The organism is Ideonella sp. B508-1, assembly GCF_000333615.1.
Taxonomy (GTDB): domain Bacteria; phylum Pseudomonadota; class Gammaproteobacteria; order Burkholderiales; family Burkholderiaceae_C; genus Ideonella.
The window spans coordinates 1-16,454 of the sequence record NZ_BADL01000367.1 but is presented as its reverse complement, the minus strand read 5'-3'; the positions used below and the strand labels follow the sequence as shown (position 1 = coordinate 16,454).

At 70.9% G+C, this 16,454-nt stretch carries 17 protein-coding genes; 6 read left to right on the top strand and 11 right to left on the bottom strand.

Going from position 1 to position 16,454, the window contains the following annotated elements:
* The first annotated feature begins 485 nt into the window (after positions 1–485).
* Both tyrS and I73_RS15450 read left to right on the top strand, forming a co-directional pair.
* On the top strand, positions 486–1,745 hold the full coding sequence (gene tyrS, locus I73_RS15455; RefSeq protein ID WP_022981442.1) for a tyrosine--tRNA ligase: 1,260 nt from the start codon (positions 486–488) through the stop codon (positions 1,743–1,745).
* A gap of 70 nt (positions 1,746–1,815) precedes the next feature.
* On the top strand, positions 1,816–2,235 hold the full coding sequence (locus I73_RS15450; protein ID WP_040500467.1) for an FKBP-type peptidyl-prolyl cis-trans isomerase: 420 nt from the start codon (positions 1,816–1,818) through the stop codon (positions 2,233–2,235).
* Between the two features lie 21 nt (positions 2,236–2,256).
* Here the strand turns inward: I73_RS15450 and I73_RS28235 are convergent, their stop codons facing one another.
* Both I73_RS28235 and I73_RS15440 read right to left on the bottom strand, forming a co-directional pair.
* Complete coding sequence (locus I73_RS28235) at positions 2,257–3,276, bottom strand: PA2778 family cysteine peptidase (RefSeq protein WP_022981440.1); 1,020 nt, start codon at positions 3,274–3,276, stop codon at positions 2,257–2,259.
* Between the two features lie 5 nt (positions 3,277–3,281).
* Positions 3,282–3,704 (bottom strand): PA2779 family protein, encoded by a 423-nt coding sequence (locus I73_RS15440; RefSeq protein WP_022981439.1) that lies wholly within the window; start codon positions 3,702–3,704, stop codon positions 3,282–3,284.
* 133 nt (positions 3,705–3,837) lie between these two features.
* On the opposite strand from I73_RS15440, the gene dtd reads away from it, so the two are divergent.
* Complete coding sequence (gene dtd / locus I73_RS15435; protein WP_022981438.1) at positions 3,838–4,293, top strand: D-aminoacyl-tRNA deacylase; 456 nt, start codon at positions 3,838–3,840, stop codon at positions 4,291–4,293.
* 37 nt (positions 4,294–4,330) lie between these two features.
* Positions 4,331–4,687: a cupin domain-containing protein gene (locus I73_RS15430; protein WP_022981437.1), complete on the top strand. Its 357-nt coding sequence runs from the start codon at positions 4,331–4,333 to the stop codon at positions 4,685–4,687.
* On the opposite strand, the gene I73_RS15425 is transcribed toward I73_RS15430, so the two are convergent.
* Genes I73_RS15425 through mprF form a run of 3 tightly spaced genes read right to left on the bottom strand, consistent with a single transcriptional unit; the run spans position 4,688 to position 9,072 of the window.
* A complete protein-coding gene (locus I73_RS15425; protein ID WP_022981436.1) occupies positions 4,688–5,002 on the bottom strand; it encodes a hypothetical protein in 315 nt (104 codons plus the stop codon).
* A 15-nt stretch (positions 5,003–5,017) separates the two neighbouring features.
* Complete coding sequence (locus I73_RS15420; RefSeq protein ID WP_022981435.1) at positions 5,018–6,457, bottom strand: virulence factor family protein; 1,440 nt, start codon at positions 6,455–6,457, stop codon at positions 5,018–5,020.
* Positions 6,457–9,072 (bottom strand): bifunctional lysylphosphatidylglycerol flippase/synthetase MprF, encoded by a 2,616-nt coding sequence (gene mprF, locus I73_RS28230; RefSeq protein ID WP_022981434.1) that lies wholly within the window; start codon positions 9,070–9,072, stop codon positions 6,457–6,459. The genes I73_RS15420 and mprF overlap by 1 nt, the downstream gene beginning before the upstream one ends.
* A gap of 125 nt (positions 9,073–9,197) precedes the next feature.
* Between mprF and I73_RS15410 the strand changes: the two genes are divergently transcribed.
* The gene (locus I73_RS15410; protein ID WP_022981433.1) at positions 9,198–9,884 is read left to right on the top strand and encodes a DUF4197 domain-containing protein; all 687 of its coding nucleotides are present in this window, start codon (positions 9,198–9,200) and stop codon (positions 9,882–9,884) included.
* A gap of 30 nt (positions 9,885–9,914) precedes the next feature.
* Here I73_RS15410 and I73_RS15405 read toward each other — a convergent pair whose 3' ends face one another.
* From I73_RS15405 to I73_RS15395, 3 genes are all read right to left on the bottom strand, one after another.
* The gene (locus tag I73_RS15405; protein ID WP_026096794.1) at positions 9,915–10,418 is read right to left on the bottom strand and encodes a GNAT family N-acetyltransferase; all 504 of its coding nucleotides are present in this window, start codon (positions 10,416–10,418) and stop codon (positions 9,915–9,917) included.
* Between the two features lie 41 nt (positions 10,419–10,459).
* On the bottom strand, positions 10,460–11,611 hold the full coding sequence (yiaY, locus tag I73_RS15400; RefSeq protein ID WP_022981432.1) for an L-threonine dehydrogenase: 1,152 nt from the start codon (positions 11,609–11,611) through the stop codon (positions 10,460–10,462).
* A 158-nt stretch (positions 11,612–11,769) separates the two neighbouring features.
* Positions 11,770–13,284 carry a peptide MFS transporter gene (locus I73_RS15395; RefSeq protein ID WP_022981431.1) on the bottom strand — a complete coding sequence of 505 codons (1,515 nt, stop codon included), beginning with the start codon at positions 13,282–13,284 and terminating at the stop codon, positions 11,770–11,772.
* Between the two features lie 240 nt (positions 13,285–13,524).
* Here I73_RS15395 and I73_RS15390 point away from each other — a divergent pair, with 240 nt between their 5' ends.
* Positions 13,525–14,061: a hypothetical protein gene (locus I73_RS15390; RefSeq protein ID WP_022981430.1), complete on the top strand. Its 537-nt coding sequence runs from the start codon at positions 13,525–13,527 to the stop codon at positions 14,059–14,061.
* Positions 14,062–14,077: 16 nt separating this feature from the next.
* On the opposite strand, the gene I73_RS15385 is transcribed toward I73_RS15390, so the two are convergent.
* The 3 genes from I73_RS15385 to I73_RS15375 are packed head-to-tail and all read right to left on the bottom strand — an operon-like array spanning position 14,078 to position 16,389.
* Positions 14,078–14,977 carry a 5'-nucleotidase gene (locus I73_RS15385; RefSeq protein ID WP_022981429.1) on the bottom strand — a complete coding sequence of 300 codons (900 nt, stop codon included), beginning with the start codon at positions 14,975–14,977 and terminating at the stop codon, positions 14,078–14,080.
* A gap of 19 nt (positions 14,978–14,996) precedes the next feature.
* Complete coding sequence (locus I73_RS15380; protein WP_022981428.1) at positions 14,997–15,917, bottom strand: SPFH domain-containing protein; 921 nt, start codon at positions 15,915–15,917, stop codon at positions 14,997–14,999.
* 28 nt (positions 15,918–15,945) lie between these two features.
* Complete coding sequence (locus I73_RS15375; RefSeq protein WP_022981427.1) at positions 15,946–16,389, bottom strand: NfeD family protein; 444 nt, start codon at positions 16,387–16,389, stop codon at positions 15,946–15,948.
* Positions 16,390–16,454: the final 65 nt, after the last annotated feature.

Sequence of the window (16,454 nt, the reverse complement as noted above, 5' to 3'; positions counted from 1 at the left end):
ATCTGGCGGCGGGGCAACTGGGCCGCATCCGGGGCCAGCGGCGCGATGCCGAAGGCGGTGACACCGGTGCCGGCGACCAGGGCCAGCACGGCGGCGGCCACGGCGCGGGGATGCTGTCGAAGGGAGTGGGAGGCCGAGGCGAGGGCGCTTTGCAGCGATGCCAAGGGAAAACGGGAGAAGGGGCCCAACAAGCTCAAGGTTCTGCCGGGGCCGGGCCCCGTCCGGAAAGTCAGCGATGTGGTCAGGCGGTGGGTGGGGGCTGCTCCCTGAAGCGGCACCGGCGTCCCGGCCTGATACGAACCAGCCTGCGCGGACGACGCCGTCCTGGCGCAGGCTGGGGCGACCTCTCCGGCACTCCGTGGACTCCCTCGTAGAATCGGGCGTTTTGCGCCCGGGCTTGGCCACGATGCCGGTCAGCAACCGATCGGTCGAGTATAGCAAGCCGACCTGTGTCCCAAGGGCGATTCACCCCGCTTTGAACCACCATGTCCGACCTTGATGCAGCCCAGGCCCCGGCCGGCGCCGTGCCCTCCGATCTCCCCTTGAGCGACCGTGTGCAGGAGGCCCTGGCCATCAGCCTGCGCGGCTGCGCCGAGCTGCTGCCGCAAGCCGACTGGGTGAAGAAGCTCCAGCGTTGGGAAGCCACGGGCGTGCCGCTGCGCATCAAGTTCGGCATGGATCCGACCGCGCCGGACCTGCACCTGGGCCACACGGTGGTGCTCAACAAGATGCGCCAGCTGCAGGACCTGGGCCTGGCCGTGATCCCGCTGATCGGCGACTTCACCACCACCATCGGCGATCCCTCCGGCCGCAACAGCACCCGTCCGCCGCTCACCCGCGAGCAGATCGAGGCCAACGCCAAGACCTACTTCGAGCAGATCCGCCTGGTGGTGGACATGGACCGGGCCGAGGTGCGCTGGAACAGCGAGTGGTGCGACCCGCTGGGCGCGCGCGGCATGATCCAGCTGGCGGCCAAGTACACCGTGGCCCGCATGCTCGAGCGCGAGGACTTCACCAAGCGCTTCCAGAGCGGCACCGCCATCTCGGTGCACGAGTTCCTCTACCCCCTGATGCAGGGCTACGACTCGGTGGCGCTCAAGAGCGACCTGGAGCTGGGCGGCACCGACCAGAAGTTCAACCTGCTGATGGGCCGCCACCTGCAGGCCGAGTACGGCCAGGAGCCGCAGTGCATCCTGACCATGCCGCTGCTGGAGGGCCTGGACGGCGTGGACAAGATGTCCAAGTCCAAGGGCAACTACATCGGCATCACCGAGCCGGCCAACTCCATGTTCGCCAAGGTCATGTCGGTCAGCGACGAGCTGATGTGGCGCTGGTTCACCCTGCTGTCCTTCCGCTCCGAGGCCGACATCGCCGCGCTGAAGGCCGAGGTCGAGGGCGGGCGCAACCCGCGCGACGCCAAGGTCGCCCTGGCCAAGGAGATCACCGCGCGCTTCCACAACGCCGCTGCGGCCGAGGCTGCCGAGCAGGATTTCGTCAACCGCAGCAAGGGCGGCATCCCCGACGACATCCCCGAGCTGACGCTCAGCGGTGCGCCGATGGCCATCGGCGCGCTGCTCAAGGCCGCCAACCTGGTGGCCAGCGGCAGCGAAGGCCTGCGCATGGTGGAGCAGGGCGGTGTGCGCATCGACGGCACGGTGGTCAATGACAAGGGCCTCAAGGTCGAGGCCGGCACCTTCGTGCTGCAGGTGGGCAAGCGCAAGTTCGCCCGCGTGACCCTGGGCTGAAGCCGGCTAAGCTTGCGGCCTGCCGCCCGGCGCGTCCGGGCCTCTGGCTTCTGAAAGGATTCTTCCCATGATGCGTCTGTCGTTTGCCGCCGGTGCCCTGGCACTGTCCCTGTCCTCGCTGGCTCTGGCCGCCGACCCGGCTCCGGCCGCGCTGGTCACCACCGCCAGCGGCCTGGTCTTCCAGGACATCAAGGTCGGCACCGGTCTGTCGCCCAAGGCCACCGACACGGTGAAGGTGAACTACCGCGGCACGCTGGCCGACGGCACCGAGTTCGACAGCTCCTACCGCCGCGGCCAGCCGGCCGAGTTCCCGCTCAACCGCGTCATCCCCTGCTGGACCGAGGGTCTGCAGCGCATGAAGGCGGGCGGCAAGGCCAAGCTGACCTGCCCGCCGGCCATTGCCTACGGCAGCCGTGGTGCGGGCGGCGTGATCCCGCCCAATGCCACGCTGACCTTCGAGGTCGAGCTGCTGGCCATCACCAACTTCTGAAGGCCAGCAGCGCCCAGCCGCTCAAGGCGCGGCGGGCGTGGCGGCCAGGGTGTCGGGCGACAGGCCCAGCTCGCGCAGCGTGTCGCGCACGGCCGGCTGGAAGGCCGGCTCTGCGCTGAGGGCGCGCTGCCAGGCGCGGCGCGCAGCCTCCCGCGCGGCGTCGGGCTGGCCCAGCGCGCGACGCAGCTCGGCCAGGTTGTTCCATGCGGCGGCGCTGTCGTGTGTGCGGGCCACCTGCTCGAAGGCTTGGGCGGCGCCGGGCAGGTCGCCTGTCGCGTAACGGCTGTTACCCAGCCCCATGCCGATCACCAGGGCGTCGGGCCAGCGTTGGGCGGCCGCTTCCCAGCCCGGTCGGGCAGCGGCCGCGCCGCGGGCCCGCTCCAGGCTCAACAGCGACTCCTGCACTGCGGTCGCGTCGGCCATGGCCGGGAGCCGATCCGGCGGGTTGGCCACCATGGCCCAGTGTTCGCTGCGGGCCCAGGTGTGCTCGAAGGTCTGCAGTGACCACCGGGCATCACCCTGGGTGCCGGAATGCAGATGCACCTCGCCCTGGTCCAGGTCATAGCCCACCACCACGGCGTAGTGCCAGCGCGGCCAGATCGGCAGCGACAGATTCACTAGCACCAGCGCCGGCTGGCCGGCGGCAAGCGTCCTCAACACGGCCTCCAGCCGGGGGGGCAGTTGCACGGCCAGGGCGCCCTGCCGCGCGGCGGCGGCCAGCATTTCCGGTTGCAGACTGCCCTCGCGGCCGGGCAGATAGACCTGCGGCGTCAGCGTTTCGGGCAACACCGGCCGGCCGGCCGCCCCGAGCACGCTCGCCAGGGTGGCCGGGCCGCACAAGGTGCCTTCATCGGGAAAGAAGGGCACCCCGCGCAGCAAAACCTGGCGAGGCAGGTCGGCCGGAGGCCGTGCCTGCAACGCGGTGATGGACGGTGCGTCCAGGCTGGCGCAGCCCGTCAGGCCGGCCGAAACCCAGGCGGAGCCCGCCAGCCAGGCCAGCAGGCGCCGCCGGCGGGATACCGGGCCCTTCAAGACCTGCAAGCGGCTCAGCGGGCCGAGCGGGTGAAGGGGAAGACCTTGGTCAGGCCCAGGATGTCGGTGATCAACAGCAGCACGAACAGGAAGACCAGCACGCCCAGGATGTCGCTGCCGGCGGCGGGGGCCTGGTCGATCTGGCTGGCCATCCACTGGGCTTGCGCATCGCTCAGGGCGGCCACGCGGGCACGGGCCTCGGCCGGATCGACGCCCCGGTCCTGCAGGGCCTGGACCACGTCCGCACGGTCCAGCGCATGGTTCAGCAGGGCGCGGGATTCCGCGCCGGAACGGCTGGCCGGGGCTTGCGCCGCCGCCACGGCATCGGTGCCGATCAGCGCTGCCTGTGCGCCCTGCAACATGCCCGCATAGCTGAGGCTGGCGGCCAGCACCAGGCTGAGCCAACGGGACGAACGGGAACGGGCGGTGGCGGACATCGGTCAGGACTCCTTGAAATGCCGACGGGGAAGGGTGTGCATCCTACACATTTGAAATGGGGCGCGTGTACCTGCCTGTTACAACACGACTGGCTATCATCCGCACTTCCGCATTGATCTTCAGGGTTCTGGCTTGATTGCAGTGATTCAGCGGGTGCACGACGCTCGGGTGGAGGTGGCCGGCCGGGTCACCGGGGCCATCGGACAGGGCTTGCTGGTGCTGGTCTGCGCCGAGCCCGAGGACACGCCGGCCCAGGCCGACAAGCTGCTGGACAAGCTGCTCAAGCTGCGCATCTTCAGCGACGCCGCTGGCAAGATGAACCGCAGCGTGCAGGACCTGGACGGTGCTGGCACGCCCGGCGGTCTGCTGCTGGTCTCGCAGTTCACGCTGGCCGCCGACACCCGCAGCGGCAACCGGCCCAGTTTCACCGGCGCGGCGCCCGCGGCGCTGGGCCAGACCCTGTACGACCATCTGGTGGCCCAGGCCCGCTCGCGTCACCCGCAGGTGGGCACCGGCGAGTTCGGTGCCGACATGCAGGTGCACCTGGTCAATGACGGGCCGGTCACCATCCCGATGACCGTGCGCTGAGCCTGCGCCTCAGCGCTGTATCCACGAGAGGTTTCCCATGGTGTCCATTGTCCGCTTCGACGTCCCGGCCCAGGCACCGGTGATCGACCAGCCGCGTGAGGAGCGCCGCGAGCTGGGTGCGCCGCTGCGCTCGACCTGGACCCTGTACGAAAGCGGCCCCGAGGGTCTGTGCGCCGGCATCTGGGACTGCGAACCCGGCCGCTGGCGCATCGAGTTCGGCCCGGCCGAGCACGAGTACTTCCATGTCATCTCGGGCCAGGCCCGGCTGCATGGCGAGGACGGCTCGGTGACCGACATCGGCCCGGGCCAGGCGGTGATGATCCCGCCGAACTTCCGCGGCTCCTTCGAGGTGCTGCAGACGCTGCGCAAGCACTTCGTGATCGTCGAGAAGTGATCACTCCTCGTCGGCAGCGGCCGACAGGCGCTTCTTCACCTCGGCCAGCAGGTCACGCAGCTGGGCGCTGTCGCGCAGGCTGCGGGGCTGCCATTCGGGGGTGCGGGCCAGCCGCCGCGCCAATGCCAGGTTCAGGGCCACGCCGTCGGGCGAGACGGCCACGTCCTTCAGCAGGGCCTGGCCCTGGCGCTCGAAGCGCCCCTCGCGTTCGTTCAGGCCCAGCGCACGCAGCTCGCGTCGCAGGTGCTGCAGGGCCTCGTCCGGGCGAAAGGCCGGCGGCTTGAAGAAGTCGGGGTTGAGGTCGAAGTCGTCCATGGCGCGATCATGCCCTCAGCGGCCCGCGGCCTCCAGGATCTTGCCGGCCAGGCCCTCGTAGTCGCCGCCGAAGTGGTGGCCCCCGGTCAGCGGCAGCGGCCGGGCCTGGGCCGGGCTGAGCTCGGGGCACAGCGAGTCCTTCTCGCTTTCGCCATACACGCACAGGGTGTTGCTGGCCGACAGCTTGCGGGCCTCGGGCAGGATGGGCTTGTCGCCGCTGGGGCCAATCCAGTTGCTGACGTGGAACTCGAACGAGGCCTTCTGCCCCGGCCCCAGCAGGGCTGCCAGCTGCACCCGGGCCCGGGTGCCGGGGGGCAGGCGGTTGAGCGCGAAGGGCAGCACGTCGGCCCCTTGCGAATAGCCGATCAGGATCACCTTGCTGCGGCCCCAGCGGGCGGCGTAGTAGCGGATGACCCGGTCCAGGTCGGTGGCCAGGCCCTCGGGCGTGCGCTCGCTCCAGAAGTAGCGCAGCGAATCCAGTCCGGCCACCGGCACGCCCTGGGCCACCAGGGCTTTGGCGATGCCCTTGTCAATGCTGGCCCAGCCGCCATCGCCCGAGATCAGCACGGCGAAGGTGGACTGGCCACGCCCCGCGGGGGGTGTGCTGGCGCCATCGTCCGGCGTGGGCAGCTCGATCAGGGGCAGGTCGGACAGCTGACTGGGCGGCGGTCCCAGCGGCACCTGCTTGACGGCCAGGGCTGCCCAGGCGGCCTCGAAGCCGGCGGGCAAGCCGTTGGCGGCCGGGGCGCCAGCGCCCAGCCATTTGGCCTGGGGCACCTTCTGCACGAAGGCCTGGGCCTGCGCACTGCTGCAGTTCTCTTCGCCGCCGCCCAGGGCCATCCAGTGGGTGGCCAGCGCGGATGGCGCCGGCAGCAGATCCACCCCGGCGCTGTCGGCCCCGGCCTGCCACTTCAGCGTTGGGCCGGCGCACATCGGCGGGGTCAGCGGCAGGCGGGGGCAGAAGCCCAGCGACAGTCCACCGGCGAAGGTGCCCGCCGGGGTCTGGGCCAGGGCGGCGTAGGTGACGGCCGCTGCCGACCCGCTGCCCACCAGCAGGGGCAGCAGGTAGTTGGGCAGGTGGTCCTGGGCCTGGATGCTGCGCGAGAGGTTCTCGAAGGCGCCGCCGGGGTAGGTGCACTTGCCGTCCTGGGCCGCCAGGCGCTGGTAGAACGGGGGCAGCGGCACGCTGGCCACCATGGCGCCGCTGGCCACCATCTTCTCGGCCAGCGCCTGTTCGGCCGGGCTGGGGCCCTCGGCCTGGTTTTGCAGCAGCAGCACGAACTGCTGGGGCGTGCCCTCGGGGCGTTGCACCTTGACGTTGCTGAACAGGCCGTGGGACACCATTTGTGGGGCCGGCACCGCCGCCAAGGCGCTGGCGCCGAGCAGGCCCATGCCGATGCCCAGGGACAGCGGGCGGGAGGTCCAGGGATGACGCAGAAAAAGTGGCAGCAACATCAGGTCTCGATTTCGTCAGGGTGACCGCCGATCAGCACCGCGATGTCGGCCAGCGCGAACACCGGGGCCAGACCGCCCGGCGTGGCCAGGTAGCGGGCCTCCCAGCCGGGTTCGAACTTGTCCTTGAAGCTGCGCAGGCCGCGGAAGCGGTAGAAGCGGTCCCCGTACTTGTACAGCAGGCGGCCCAGCCGTTGCCAGCGGGGGGCCCTGCGGCGCTCGGCCATGCCGGCCAGCGGGGACATGCCCAGGCCGAACCACTGGTAGCCCTCGGCCTGCAGGTGCAGCATCACCTTGGCGAAGAGGAAATCCATGGTGCCGGCCGGTGCCTCGGGCCGGTGGCGCATCAGGTCGACACTGGCTTCCTCGTGGCAGGCGGTCAGCTGCAGATTGGCGAAGGCCACCAGGCGGTCATGCTGGCGCACCAGGGCCACGGGCAGCTGGCGCAGGTAGTCCGGGTCGAAGCGGCCCACCGAGAAGCCCTTCTCGCGGCCCTGCTGCTGTTCCAGCCAGGCGTCCGAGATGGCCTTGAGCTCCGGCAGCAGGGCGGGCACGGCCTCGGGCGGGACGACCTCGAAGCTCAGGCCTTCGCGCTCGCCGCGGTTCACGCCGGCCCGCAGATTGGCCCGCTTGCCCCCTTTGAGGCTGAAATCCGGCAGGCTGACCTGGGCGTACTCACCGAGCTTGATGGCCTGCAGCCCGCAGTCCAGGTACAGCGGCAGGTGGGCCGGGCGCACCTGGTAGAAGGCGGGTCGCCCCCCGTGCGCGGTGGCCAGTTCGATGAACTGCCAGACCAGGTCCGGCCACTCCCGACGTTCGCCGAAGGGCCCGAACAGCGACACCCAGGTGCGGCCCTGGCGCCCGTACATCAGGAAGCTGCGGCCGCTGGGTGAGAACAGCAGGTGCTTGTCACCCATCAGCAGGTAGCAGCCTTCGGCCCGCGGGCCGGCCTGCACCAGGGCCGCAGCCCGGGCGATCTCCTCGGCCGTGGGGCGGCTCAGGGTGTTGGCCCGGGGGCGCAGCATCTGCCACAGGCCCAGGGCCAGCGACAACAGGGCGATGGCGGTCAGGGCGCGCAGCGAGCGTGGGGCCTGGCCATCCAGCTCGAACTGCCACCACAGGTGGTTGCTGTAGGCCACCTGCTTGTAGGCGAAGAACAGGATCCACAGGCTGGCCAGCAGCACGCCGGCCAGCCCCACCAGCCACTCGGGCTCCAGGTGCTGGGCGAACAGCGAGGACGGGCGGTCGAACTGCCGGCGCGAGACGACCAGCAGCACCGCCAGCGTGAGGAGCAGGGCCGCCTCGTTCAGGGCGATGCCCTTGGGCAGGGCCAGCACCGCAGCCACCAGCGACAACCCCAGGGCGGCCCACCAGGCCGCATCCAGCCGGTGCAGCAGGCCTCGGGCCACCACCAAGAGGCCCAGGCCGGCCACGCTGCCCAGGAAGTGCGAGGCCTCGATCAGCGGCAGCGGCACGTTCAGCGCCACCAGCACCTCGCGGGCGTCGCGGGTGAAGGGCGTCACCCCGGAGACCACCAGCCAGAGGCCGGCCACCAGGGTGAGGGCCGCCAGCAGACGCGGGCTTTGCCGCACCGCCGCCCGGCCCATCGGGGCCACCGCCGCCGGCCGCAGCTCGTAGGCCACCAGCAGGCCGCTGGCCAGCACCAGGGGCAGCACGTAGTACAGGCCGCGGTAGAGCAGCAGGGCGCCCAGCAGCTGGGCGGTGGGCAGGTGCGGGCCGGCGGCCAGCAGCATCACCGCCTCGAACACGCCCACGCCGCCGGGCACATGGCTGACCAGGGCCGCCGAGATGGCCACCGCGTACAGCGCCAGGAAGCTCAGCAGCGGCAGCGGGTTCTCGGGCAGCAGGCACCACAGGGCCAGGCCCGAGGCGGTGAGTTCCACCGCCGAGATGGCCAGCTGCGCCAGGGCCAGGCCGGCCGGGGGCAGGCGCAGGCCCACGTGCCAGCGCCGCTGGGGCCCCCAGCGCCAGGCCAGCACCCGCTGCCGGTGGCACAGCCCCACAAAGGCCGCCAGGCCCAGCAGCAGCGCCACGGCCAGTGCCTGCAGGCTGCCGGGCACCACATGCAGCAGCGGGGCGATGGTGGGGGCGCCCCACAGCAAGCCCAGGGCCCCGAAGGCCAGCATGCCCAGCAGGAAGGCCACCGTGTTGAAGCCGATCACCCGGGCGATCTGTCCGGGCTCCAGCCCGGCCTGGGTGTACAGCCGCATGCGCACCGCCCCGCCGGACAGCGGGCCCAGGCCGATGGTGTTGGACAGCGCATAGGCCACGAAGGCGGTGAGGGTCACCGTGCCGCGGGGCACCTTGGCGCCGATGTAGCGCAAGGCCGAGGCGTCGTACTGGGTGAGGGTGGCGTAGCTGATGGCAGTGGCCAGCAGCGACCACAGCAGCCAGATGCCCGGGGTGCGGCGCACGGCGCCCATCACCTGGCCGTAGCGCACCTCCTGCAGCAGATGGGCCAGGGCCGCGCCCACCAGGGCGGCCAGCAGCAGGCCCAGGCCCGCCAGCAGCCAGGGGCGCCAGCGCTGCCAGCCACGGCCCCAGCGCGTCAGGGGCAGGGACGGGTCGTCGCAGGGCGCTGAAGTGGGGGTTGCCACGCGGATGGATGTGGGAGGATGAGGTACCGGTTTTACCCTAAGTCACGTGCTGCCGCTGCGGGTGGGTTGCCAGCCCCCGGTGCCTGGCGCACCATGAGGCCGACACCCCACACAGGAGGAAGAAGATGCTGTTCAAGCGACGTGACTGCGGCCGCTGGGCCCTGGGCGGCCTGCTGGGCGTGGCGGCCGGGTTGCCGGCCCGGGCTGCGCTGTTCAGCCAGGCGGATGCCACGCTGGGCGTCAAGACGGCACTGGAGCGCGGAGCCGAGAGTGCCGTGTCCCTGCTGGGCCGGCAGGACGGCTTTCTGGGCAACCCCAAGGTCAAGATCCCGCTGCCGGGTGTCTTGAAGGACGCGGCCCAGATGCTCAAGTTCACCGGTCAGCAAAAGCGCGTCGATGAACTCGTCACGGCCATGAACCGCGCGGCCGAGGCGGCGGTGCCCGAGGCCAAGACCCTGCTGGTGCAGGCGGTCAAGACCATGTCGGTGGACGATGCGGTGGGCATCGTGAAGGGCGGCGACACCTCGGTGACCGACTTCTTTGCCAAGAAGACGCGGTCGCCCCTGACCGAGCGCTTCCTGCCCATCGTGACCCAGGCCACCGAGAAGGTGGACCTGGCCAGCAAGTACAACGCCGTGGCCGGCCAGGCCAGCAGCCTGGGACTGGTGGCCAAGGAAGACGCCAACATCCAGCAGTACGTCACGCGCAAGGCGCTGGACGGGCTCTACCTGATGATCGGCGAGGAGGAGAAGAAGATTCGCCGCGATCCGGCCGGCACCGGCAGCGAGATCCTGAAGAAGGTCTTCGGCTGAAGGCGCCAAGCGACCGAGGACCGGCCGGCTTCAGTCCGCCCGGATGGCCCAGCGTTCGTGGTCGCGCCAACGCCCGCCGATCTTCAGGTAGCGCGGCGAGTAGCCCTCGCGCTCGAAGCCGCAGGACTTCACCAGGGCGATGGACGCCTGGTTCTCCGGCTGGATGTTGGCTTCCAGCCGGTGCAGCTTCAAGGGCCCAAAGGCGTGACGGACCGCCAGGCCCACACCGGCGCGCATCAGGCCCTGGCCGGCATGGCCTTCGAAGGCGAGGTAGGCCAGGTAGGCGCTGCGGAAGCTGCCCAGCACGATCTGGCTCAGCTCGATGCTGCCGGCCAGCGCACCACTGTCGCGACGCCGGACCCCCAGCCACAGCCCGCTCGGGGCTTGCAGGTGCTCCAGCCGTTGTGCGAAGGCGGCGAGATCCTGGGGGGGATGAACCCAGCGGCCATGCAGGCGGTGACTGCCAAGGGCTGCGGCCACGAACTCGGGGCCGTCCGCCAGGGTGAGCGGGGAAAGCGAAACCAGGGAGGGCATCGGGCGAGTCTAGCCCCTCGCCCTCCCCCATCCGGGGCGGCTCAGAGCGCCGCGCGGAAGATCGCGCAGACCTCTTCGAAGGTCGGCTGCACCGGGTTGGTCAGGCCGCAGGCATCCTTCATGGCGTTGGTGGCCAGGGTGGGGATGTCGGCTTCCTTGGCGCCCAGGCTGCCCACGCCGGCCGGGATGCCCACATCGGCGCTGAGCTGGCGGATCGCGGTCAGGCAGGCCTGGGCGGCCTGCGCGTCGGTCAGGCTGTCGACGTTCACGCCCATGGCCCGGGCCACATCGCCCAGCCGGCCGGCGGCCACGCGGGCGTTGAAGGCCTGCACATGCGGCAGCAGGATGGCGTTGCACACGCCGTGCGGCAGGTCGTAGAAGCCACCCAACTGGTGGGCCATGGCGTGCACATAACCCAGCGAGGCGTTGTTGAAGGCCATGCCGGCCAGGAACTGGGCATAGGCCATGGCCTCGCGGGCTGCGGCGTCCTGGCCGTGCGCGACGGCGGTGCGCAGCTGCTGGCTGATCAGCGTGACGGCCTTGAGGGCACAGGCGTCGGTGATCGGGTTGGCGGCGGTGGAGACATAGGCCTCGATCGCATGCGTGAGCGCGTCCATGCCGGTGGCGGCGGTCAGGCCGGCGGGCATGCCCATCATCAGCTCGGGGTCGTTGACAGACAGCACCGGGGTGGTGTGCTTGTCCACGATGGCCATCTTCACGTGCCGGCTGTCGTCGGTGATGATGCAAAAGCGCGTCATCTCGCTGGCCGTGCCGGCGGTGGTGTTGATGGCCACCAGCGGCAGTTGCGGCTTGGCGGACTTGTCCAGGCCCTCGTAATCGGTGATGTGGCCGCCGTTGGCAGCGACCAGGGCGATGCCCTTGGCGCAGTCGTGCGGCGAGCCACCGCCCAGCGAGATCACGAAGTCGCAGGCATTGGCCTTCAGCAGGGCCAGACCGGCCTCCACATTGGCCACGTTGGGGTTGGGCTTGACGCCGTCGAACACCACCGAGGTGACGCCATGCGTGCCCAGCAGCTCGGTCACCTTGGCCACCAGGCCGGTACGCACCAGCGGGGCGTCCGTCACCACCAGGGCCTTGCGCCAGCCCTTGGACTGGATGTCGGCGGCGGCGTCCTTCAGGCAGCCGGCGCCCATCAGGTTGACACTGGGGATGAAGAAGATGGTGGTGCTCATGGCAGGCTCCTCTCGACGGGGGTGGGGCGCCGGCTCGGGTCGGGTGGCCGGCGTGTCGGGGAGCAGTCTGCGAGCCCAGCCCGAAGGCCACATTGACGCGTGTCAATGCGTGGCCTCGGGGTGTCAGCGGCTGTGTCGCAGTCTTGTTTCTTGCGCGCTCAGTCTGCGCTCCGGTGGCTCAGCCGGTTCAGCCAGGGCGTGATCAGCAGCAGCAGCACGCCCGCGCCGATGGACGAGCTGAACAGGAACACGAAGGGCGGGATGCCGCTGCCGGCCAGCAGGCTCTCCAGCGCGCCGGCCAGGTAATTGGCCACGCCGATGCCAGCCAGCCAGACACCCATCAGCAGGCCCACCAGCCGGGCCGGGGCGATCTGGGAAACCATGGCATAGCCCACCGGTGAGAGCATCAGTTCGCCGATGGTGTGCAGCAGGTACACGCCGGCCAGCCACAGCGGACCCACCGAGCCCAGGGCCTCGGCCCGGCTCTGGGCCGCGGCCATCAGCACGAAGCCCAGGCCCAGCACGATCATGCCCAGGCCCATCTTGGCCGGGTCTGGCAGGGCGTAGCGGCTCTGGTCCAGGCGCAGCCACAGGGCCGAGAACAGCGGCGCCAGCGCCATGATGGCCAGCGGGTTGATGCTCTGGAACCAGGAGGCCGGGATCTCCCAGCCCATCAGGTGACGGTCGGTCTGCTGGTCGGCGAACAGGCTCATCGAGCCGCCGGCCTGCTCATAGCCCATCCAGAACACGATGACGAACACGGTGGTGATGGCGATCACGAGCATGGCCGACCACTCGGCGCGGGTGAGGGGCTGGGCGTCGCGGCCCTGGCGCGGGCGCTTGAGACCGAAGAACACCGCCGCCAGCAGCACCAGACCCGCCACGCCCTTGGCGGTCGCACCCAGCGATGCCCACAGCGGCGCCAGCAGGTGACCGGCACCCAGCACCGCCAGCACCAGGGCCAGGCTGCCGGCCGTCCAGACGGCGATGCGCGGCCCGTCGGCCCAGCCAATCGGGGCCTGGCCCTCGCGCAGGCCGGCGCGGGCCAGCAGGGGCTGGCGCCACAGCAGCGCGATCAGCCCGAAGGCCATGCCCACGCCGGCGCTGGCAAAGCCCCAGTGCCAGCCCAGGCGCTCGCCCAGCGTCCCGGCCACCAGTGGTGATAGGAAGGCGCCCACATTCACACCCATGTAGAAGATGGTGTAGCCGCCGGCGCAGCGCGGGTCGCCCGGTTCGTACAGCATGCCCACCAGCGAGGTGCTGTTGGGTTTGAAGAAGCCGTTGCCCACGATCAGCAGGCCCAGGGCCACGTGCAGCAGCGGCTCGAAGGCCATGGCGAAGTGGCCCAGCATCATCACCACGCCGCCGATGACCATGGCCAGGCGGGTGCCGATCCAGCGATCGGCCAGGTAGCCGCCCAGCAGCGGCGTGAGGTAGACCAGGCCGGTGTAGAGCCCGTAGAGCTGGAGCGCGTCGGCACGCTGGTAGCCCAGGGCGTTGACCAGGTAGAGCACCAGCAGGGCGCGCATGCCGTAGTAGCTGAAGCGCTCCCACATCTCGGCCATGAAGATGACCTTCAGGCCGGGCGGGTGACGGGTGACGGTGGCGGAGGAAGCCGAATCCGAGGCGGTCGTGCCGCCGGCCAGCTCGGGAGACGATGCAGAAGAAGGCATCCGGTGTGTGTGGTGTCGGGACAGGGGCGCCCGGGCGCCGGGTGGGCGCGGGGCGAAACCGCGCATTTTCGCCGCGGGAGGCGCGGCCTCTCCGTGCGGGTGTTCCCGCGCGCCGTCCATGCCGTCGGATGGGCGGTCCATGCCTCGCCGCGGTCATTTCGTCGCAGCGGGCTGGCCCGCCAGGCCGTCGGCCGCGAGCATGCGCTCGGGACAGGACATACCGAGCAAGGAGCGTGTGCGATGACAAAGCCAGGATGGCGCCAGCCGGCCTGCAAGGCTCTGCTGGTGGTGGGCGGGCTGGTGACGGGCAGCCTCGCGGGCACGGCCGCCCAGGCGGGCTGGAGCGCCGGGGTGACGGTGGAGCCCGAGGTCACGGTGGCCCAGGTCGGTCTGCCGGCCTACCCCGGCGCCCAGCGTTTCCGGGACCCGGACGGCGACGACAGTGCGGTGGACCTCAAGCTCTGGGGCGGCTCGCTGGGCCTGCGGGTGGTGGCGCTGAAGTACGCCAGCCGCGACAGCCTGCCGCAGGTGGCGGCCTTCTACCGCCAGGCCCTGGCCCGGCTGGGCCCGGTGCTGGACTGCACCGCCGGCAGCGCCCAGCGCAGCAGCCGCACCGCCACCGGCCTGAGCTGCCAGGACGACCATCCCGAGCCCGGTCACGTGCTGCTCAAGGCGGGCAGCGCTTCACAGCAGACCGTGGTGGGGGTGGAGCCGGGGCCGGATGGCACGGTGCGCTTCGACCTGGTGCGCATCGAGGCGCGCGGCTTCACGCCCTGAGGCCGAGGCCGGCGCTTCAGCGCCCGTTCATCGTGCCCGCGTCCACATGGCCGGCGGGCACATGCGAAGCCGCGTTCTCTACATGCCGGGTCTGGTCGTCGAAGAAGAAGTCGGGCTCGAACTCGGCCAGGAAGGGGCCCTTGTCCCAGCCGCCCAGGAACATGGCCTCGTCCACCGGCACCTGCCAGGCCATCAGCGTGCGGATGGCGCGTTCGTGCGCGGGGGCGCCACGGGCGGTGACCAGCGCGGTGCGCAGGCCCATGCCGGTTTCGGGTGTGCTCAGGCGCAGCCGGGTCAGCGCGTCCAGCAGAGGCTTGAAGGGGCCGGGCGGCAGGGGGCGGGCGGCCCGATCGATCTCGTGCTGCTGGAAGGCGGCCAGGCCGTCGCGTTGGAAGACCTGCTCGGCCTCGTCGGAGAACAGCACCGCGTCGCCGTCGAAGGCGATGCGCAGCTCGTCGGGGTGGGCGTCGGAGGCCTGGCGGGCGTGCGGCAGCACCCGCGCGGCCGGCACCCCGGCGGCCAGGGCCGAGCGCACATCGGTCTCGTTGGCCGACAGGAAGAGCTGGGCCTGCAGCGGCCGCAGATAGCGCCAGGGGCTTTCGCCGCGGGTGAAGACGCCGCGTTCCAGCGTCAGCCCATGGTGCTGGGCGCTGCGGAAGACGCGCATGCCGGAGACCGGGTCGTTGCGCGAGAGGATGACCACCGCCACCCGGGGCCGGTCGCGGTTGAAGGCCAGCAGCTTCTGCACCAGCGAGAAGGCCACGCCCGGCGCGGCCGGCTGGTCCAGGCGCTGCATCTGCAAGGCCATGTAGCCCTGGTCGTCGCCGGTCTCGAACAGCCGGTTCTCCTCCTCGAAGTCGAACAGGGCGCGCGAGGCGATGGCGACCATCAGACGGTCGTTGGGCAGGGCGGCCATGCCGGGCTCTTGTGGCGGTTCAGCGGGTGCCGGGCGTGCCGCCGCCCTTCATCAGCGCCATCGCGGTGCCGATCAGGCCGGCCACCTCGCCCATGTGGCCCGGCACGATCATGGTGTTGTTCTTCTGCGCCAGCTGGCCATAGGCCTCCACCGCCTTCTCGGCCACCTTGAGCTGCACCGCCTGTTCGCCGCCCGGGTGCTGGATGGCCTCGGCGATCTTGCGGATGGCCTCGGCCGTGGCTTCGGCCACCGCGGTGATGGCGGCGGCCTGGCCCTGGGCCTGGTTGATCTCGGCCTGGCGCTGGCCTTCGGAGCGGGCGATGAAGGCCTCGCGCTCGCCCGAGGCGATGTTGATCTGCTCCTGGCGGCGGCCCTCGGAGGCGGCGATCAGCGCGCGCTTCTCGCGCTCGGCGGTGATCTGGGCCTGCATGGAGCGCAGGATCTCGGCCGGCGGGGTCAGGTCCTTGATCTCGTAGCGCAGCACCTTGACGCCCCAGTTGGCGGCCGCGTCGTCCAGCGCGCTGACCACCGCGCCGTTGATCTGGTCGCGTTCCTCGAAGGTCTTGTCCAGCTCCATCTTGCCGATCACCGAGCGCAGCAGCGTCTGCGCCAGCTGGGTGATGGCGAACACGTAGTTGCTGGAGCCGTAGCTGGCCCGCATCGGGTCGGTCACCTGGAAGTAGATGATGCCGTCCACCTGCAGCTGGGTGTTGTCCTTGGTGATGCAGACCTGGCTGGGCACGTCCAGCGGCACCTCCTTGAGCGAGTGCTTGTAGGCCACCCGCTCGATGAAGGGCGTGACGAAGGCCAGGCCGGGGCTGAGCGTGCGGTCGTACTTGCCCAGGCGCTCGACCACCCAGGCATGCTGCTGGGGCACGATCTTGATGGCCTGGCTGACGAAGATGGCCGCGACGACCAGCAGCACGAGGGCGATTTCCATGGGGCAGTCCTTGTGTGGAAGGGGGGATTCAGGCCGCGGGATGCAGCGGCACCAGCACCAGGCCGCTGGCCTCCACCGCGCTGATGCGGTGCGGGCCGGCTTGGCCGGTCTGGCCATGTTCGAGGCGGGCGTTCCACTGCGTGCCGCGGTGGTCGACCCGGGTGGTGCCATCAGGGTTCCAGTGGCTCACCTGCACGGTGGCGCCGATGTCCAGGTGCAGGTCGCGGTTCTGCGCGGCGGGGGCGCCTTGCGGGTGGCGCCGGCGCCGCCAGTGCAGCAGGGCGGTGGCGCCGCCGCCCACCAGCGCGGCCGCGGCCACCTGGGCGGTGGGCAGCAGTCCCAGGTGGGCGGCCAGCGCCCCTGCGGCGGCGCCCAGGGCCAGCATCAGCAGGTAGAAGGTTCCGCTGGCCAGTTCCAGGGCCACCAGCAGGCCGGTGGCGACCCACCAGCCGGTCGAGGCGGTGAATTCCATGGTGTTGCATCCTCGCGGTGAAGCGGACCCCAGTGTAGGGCCGCGGCAGGGTGGCGAGCTGTGGC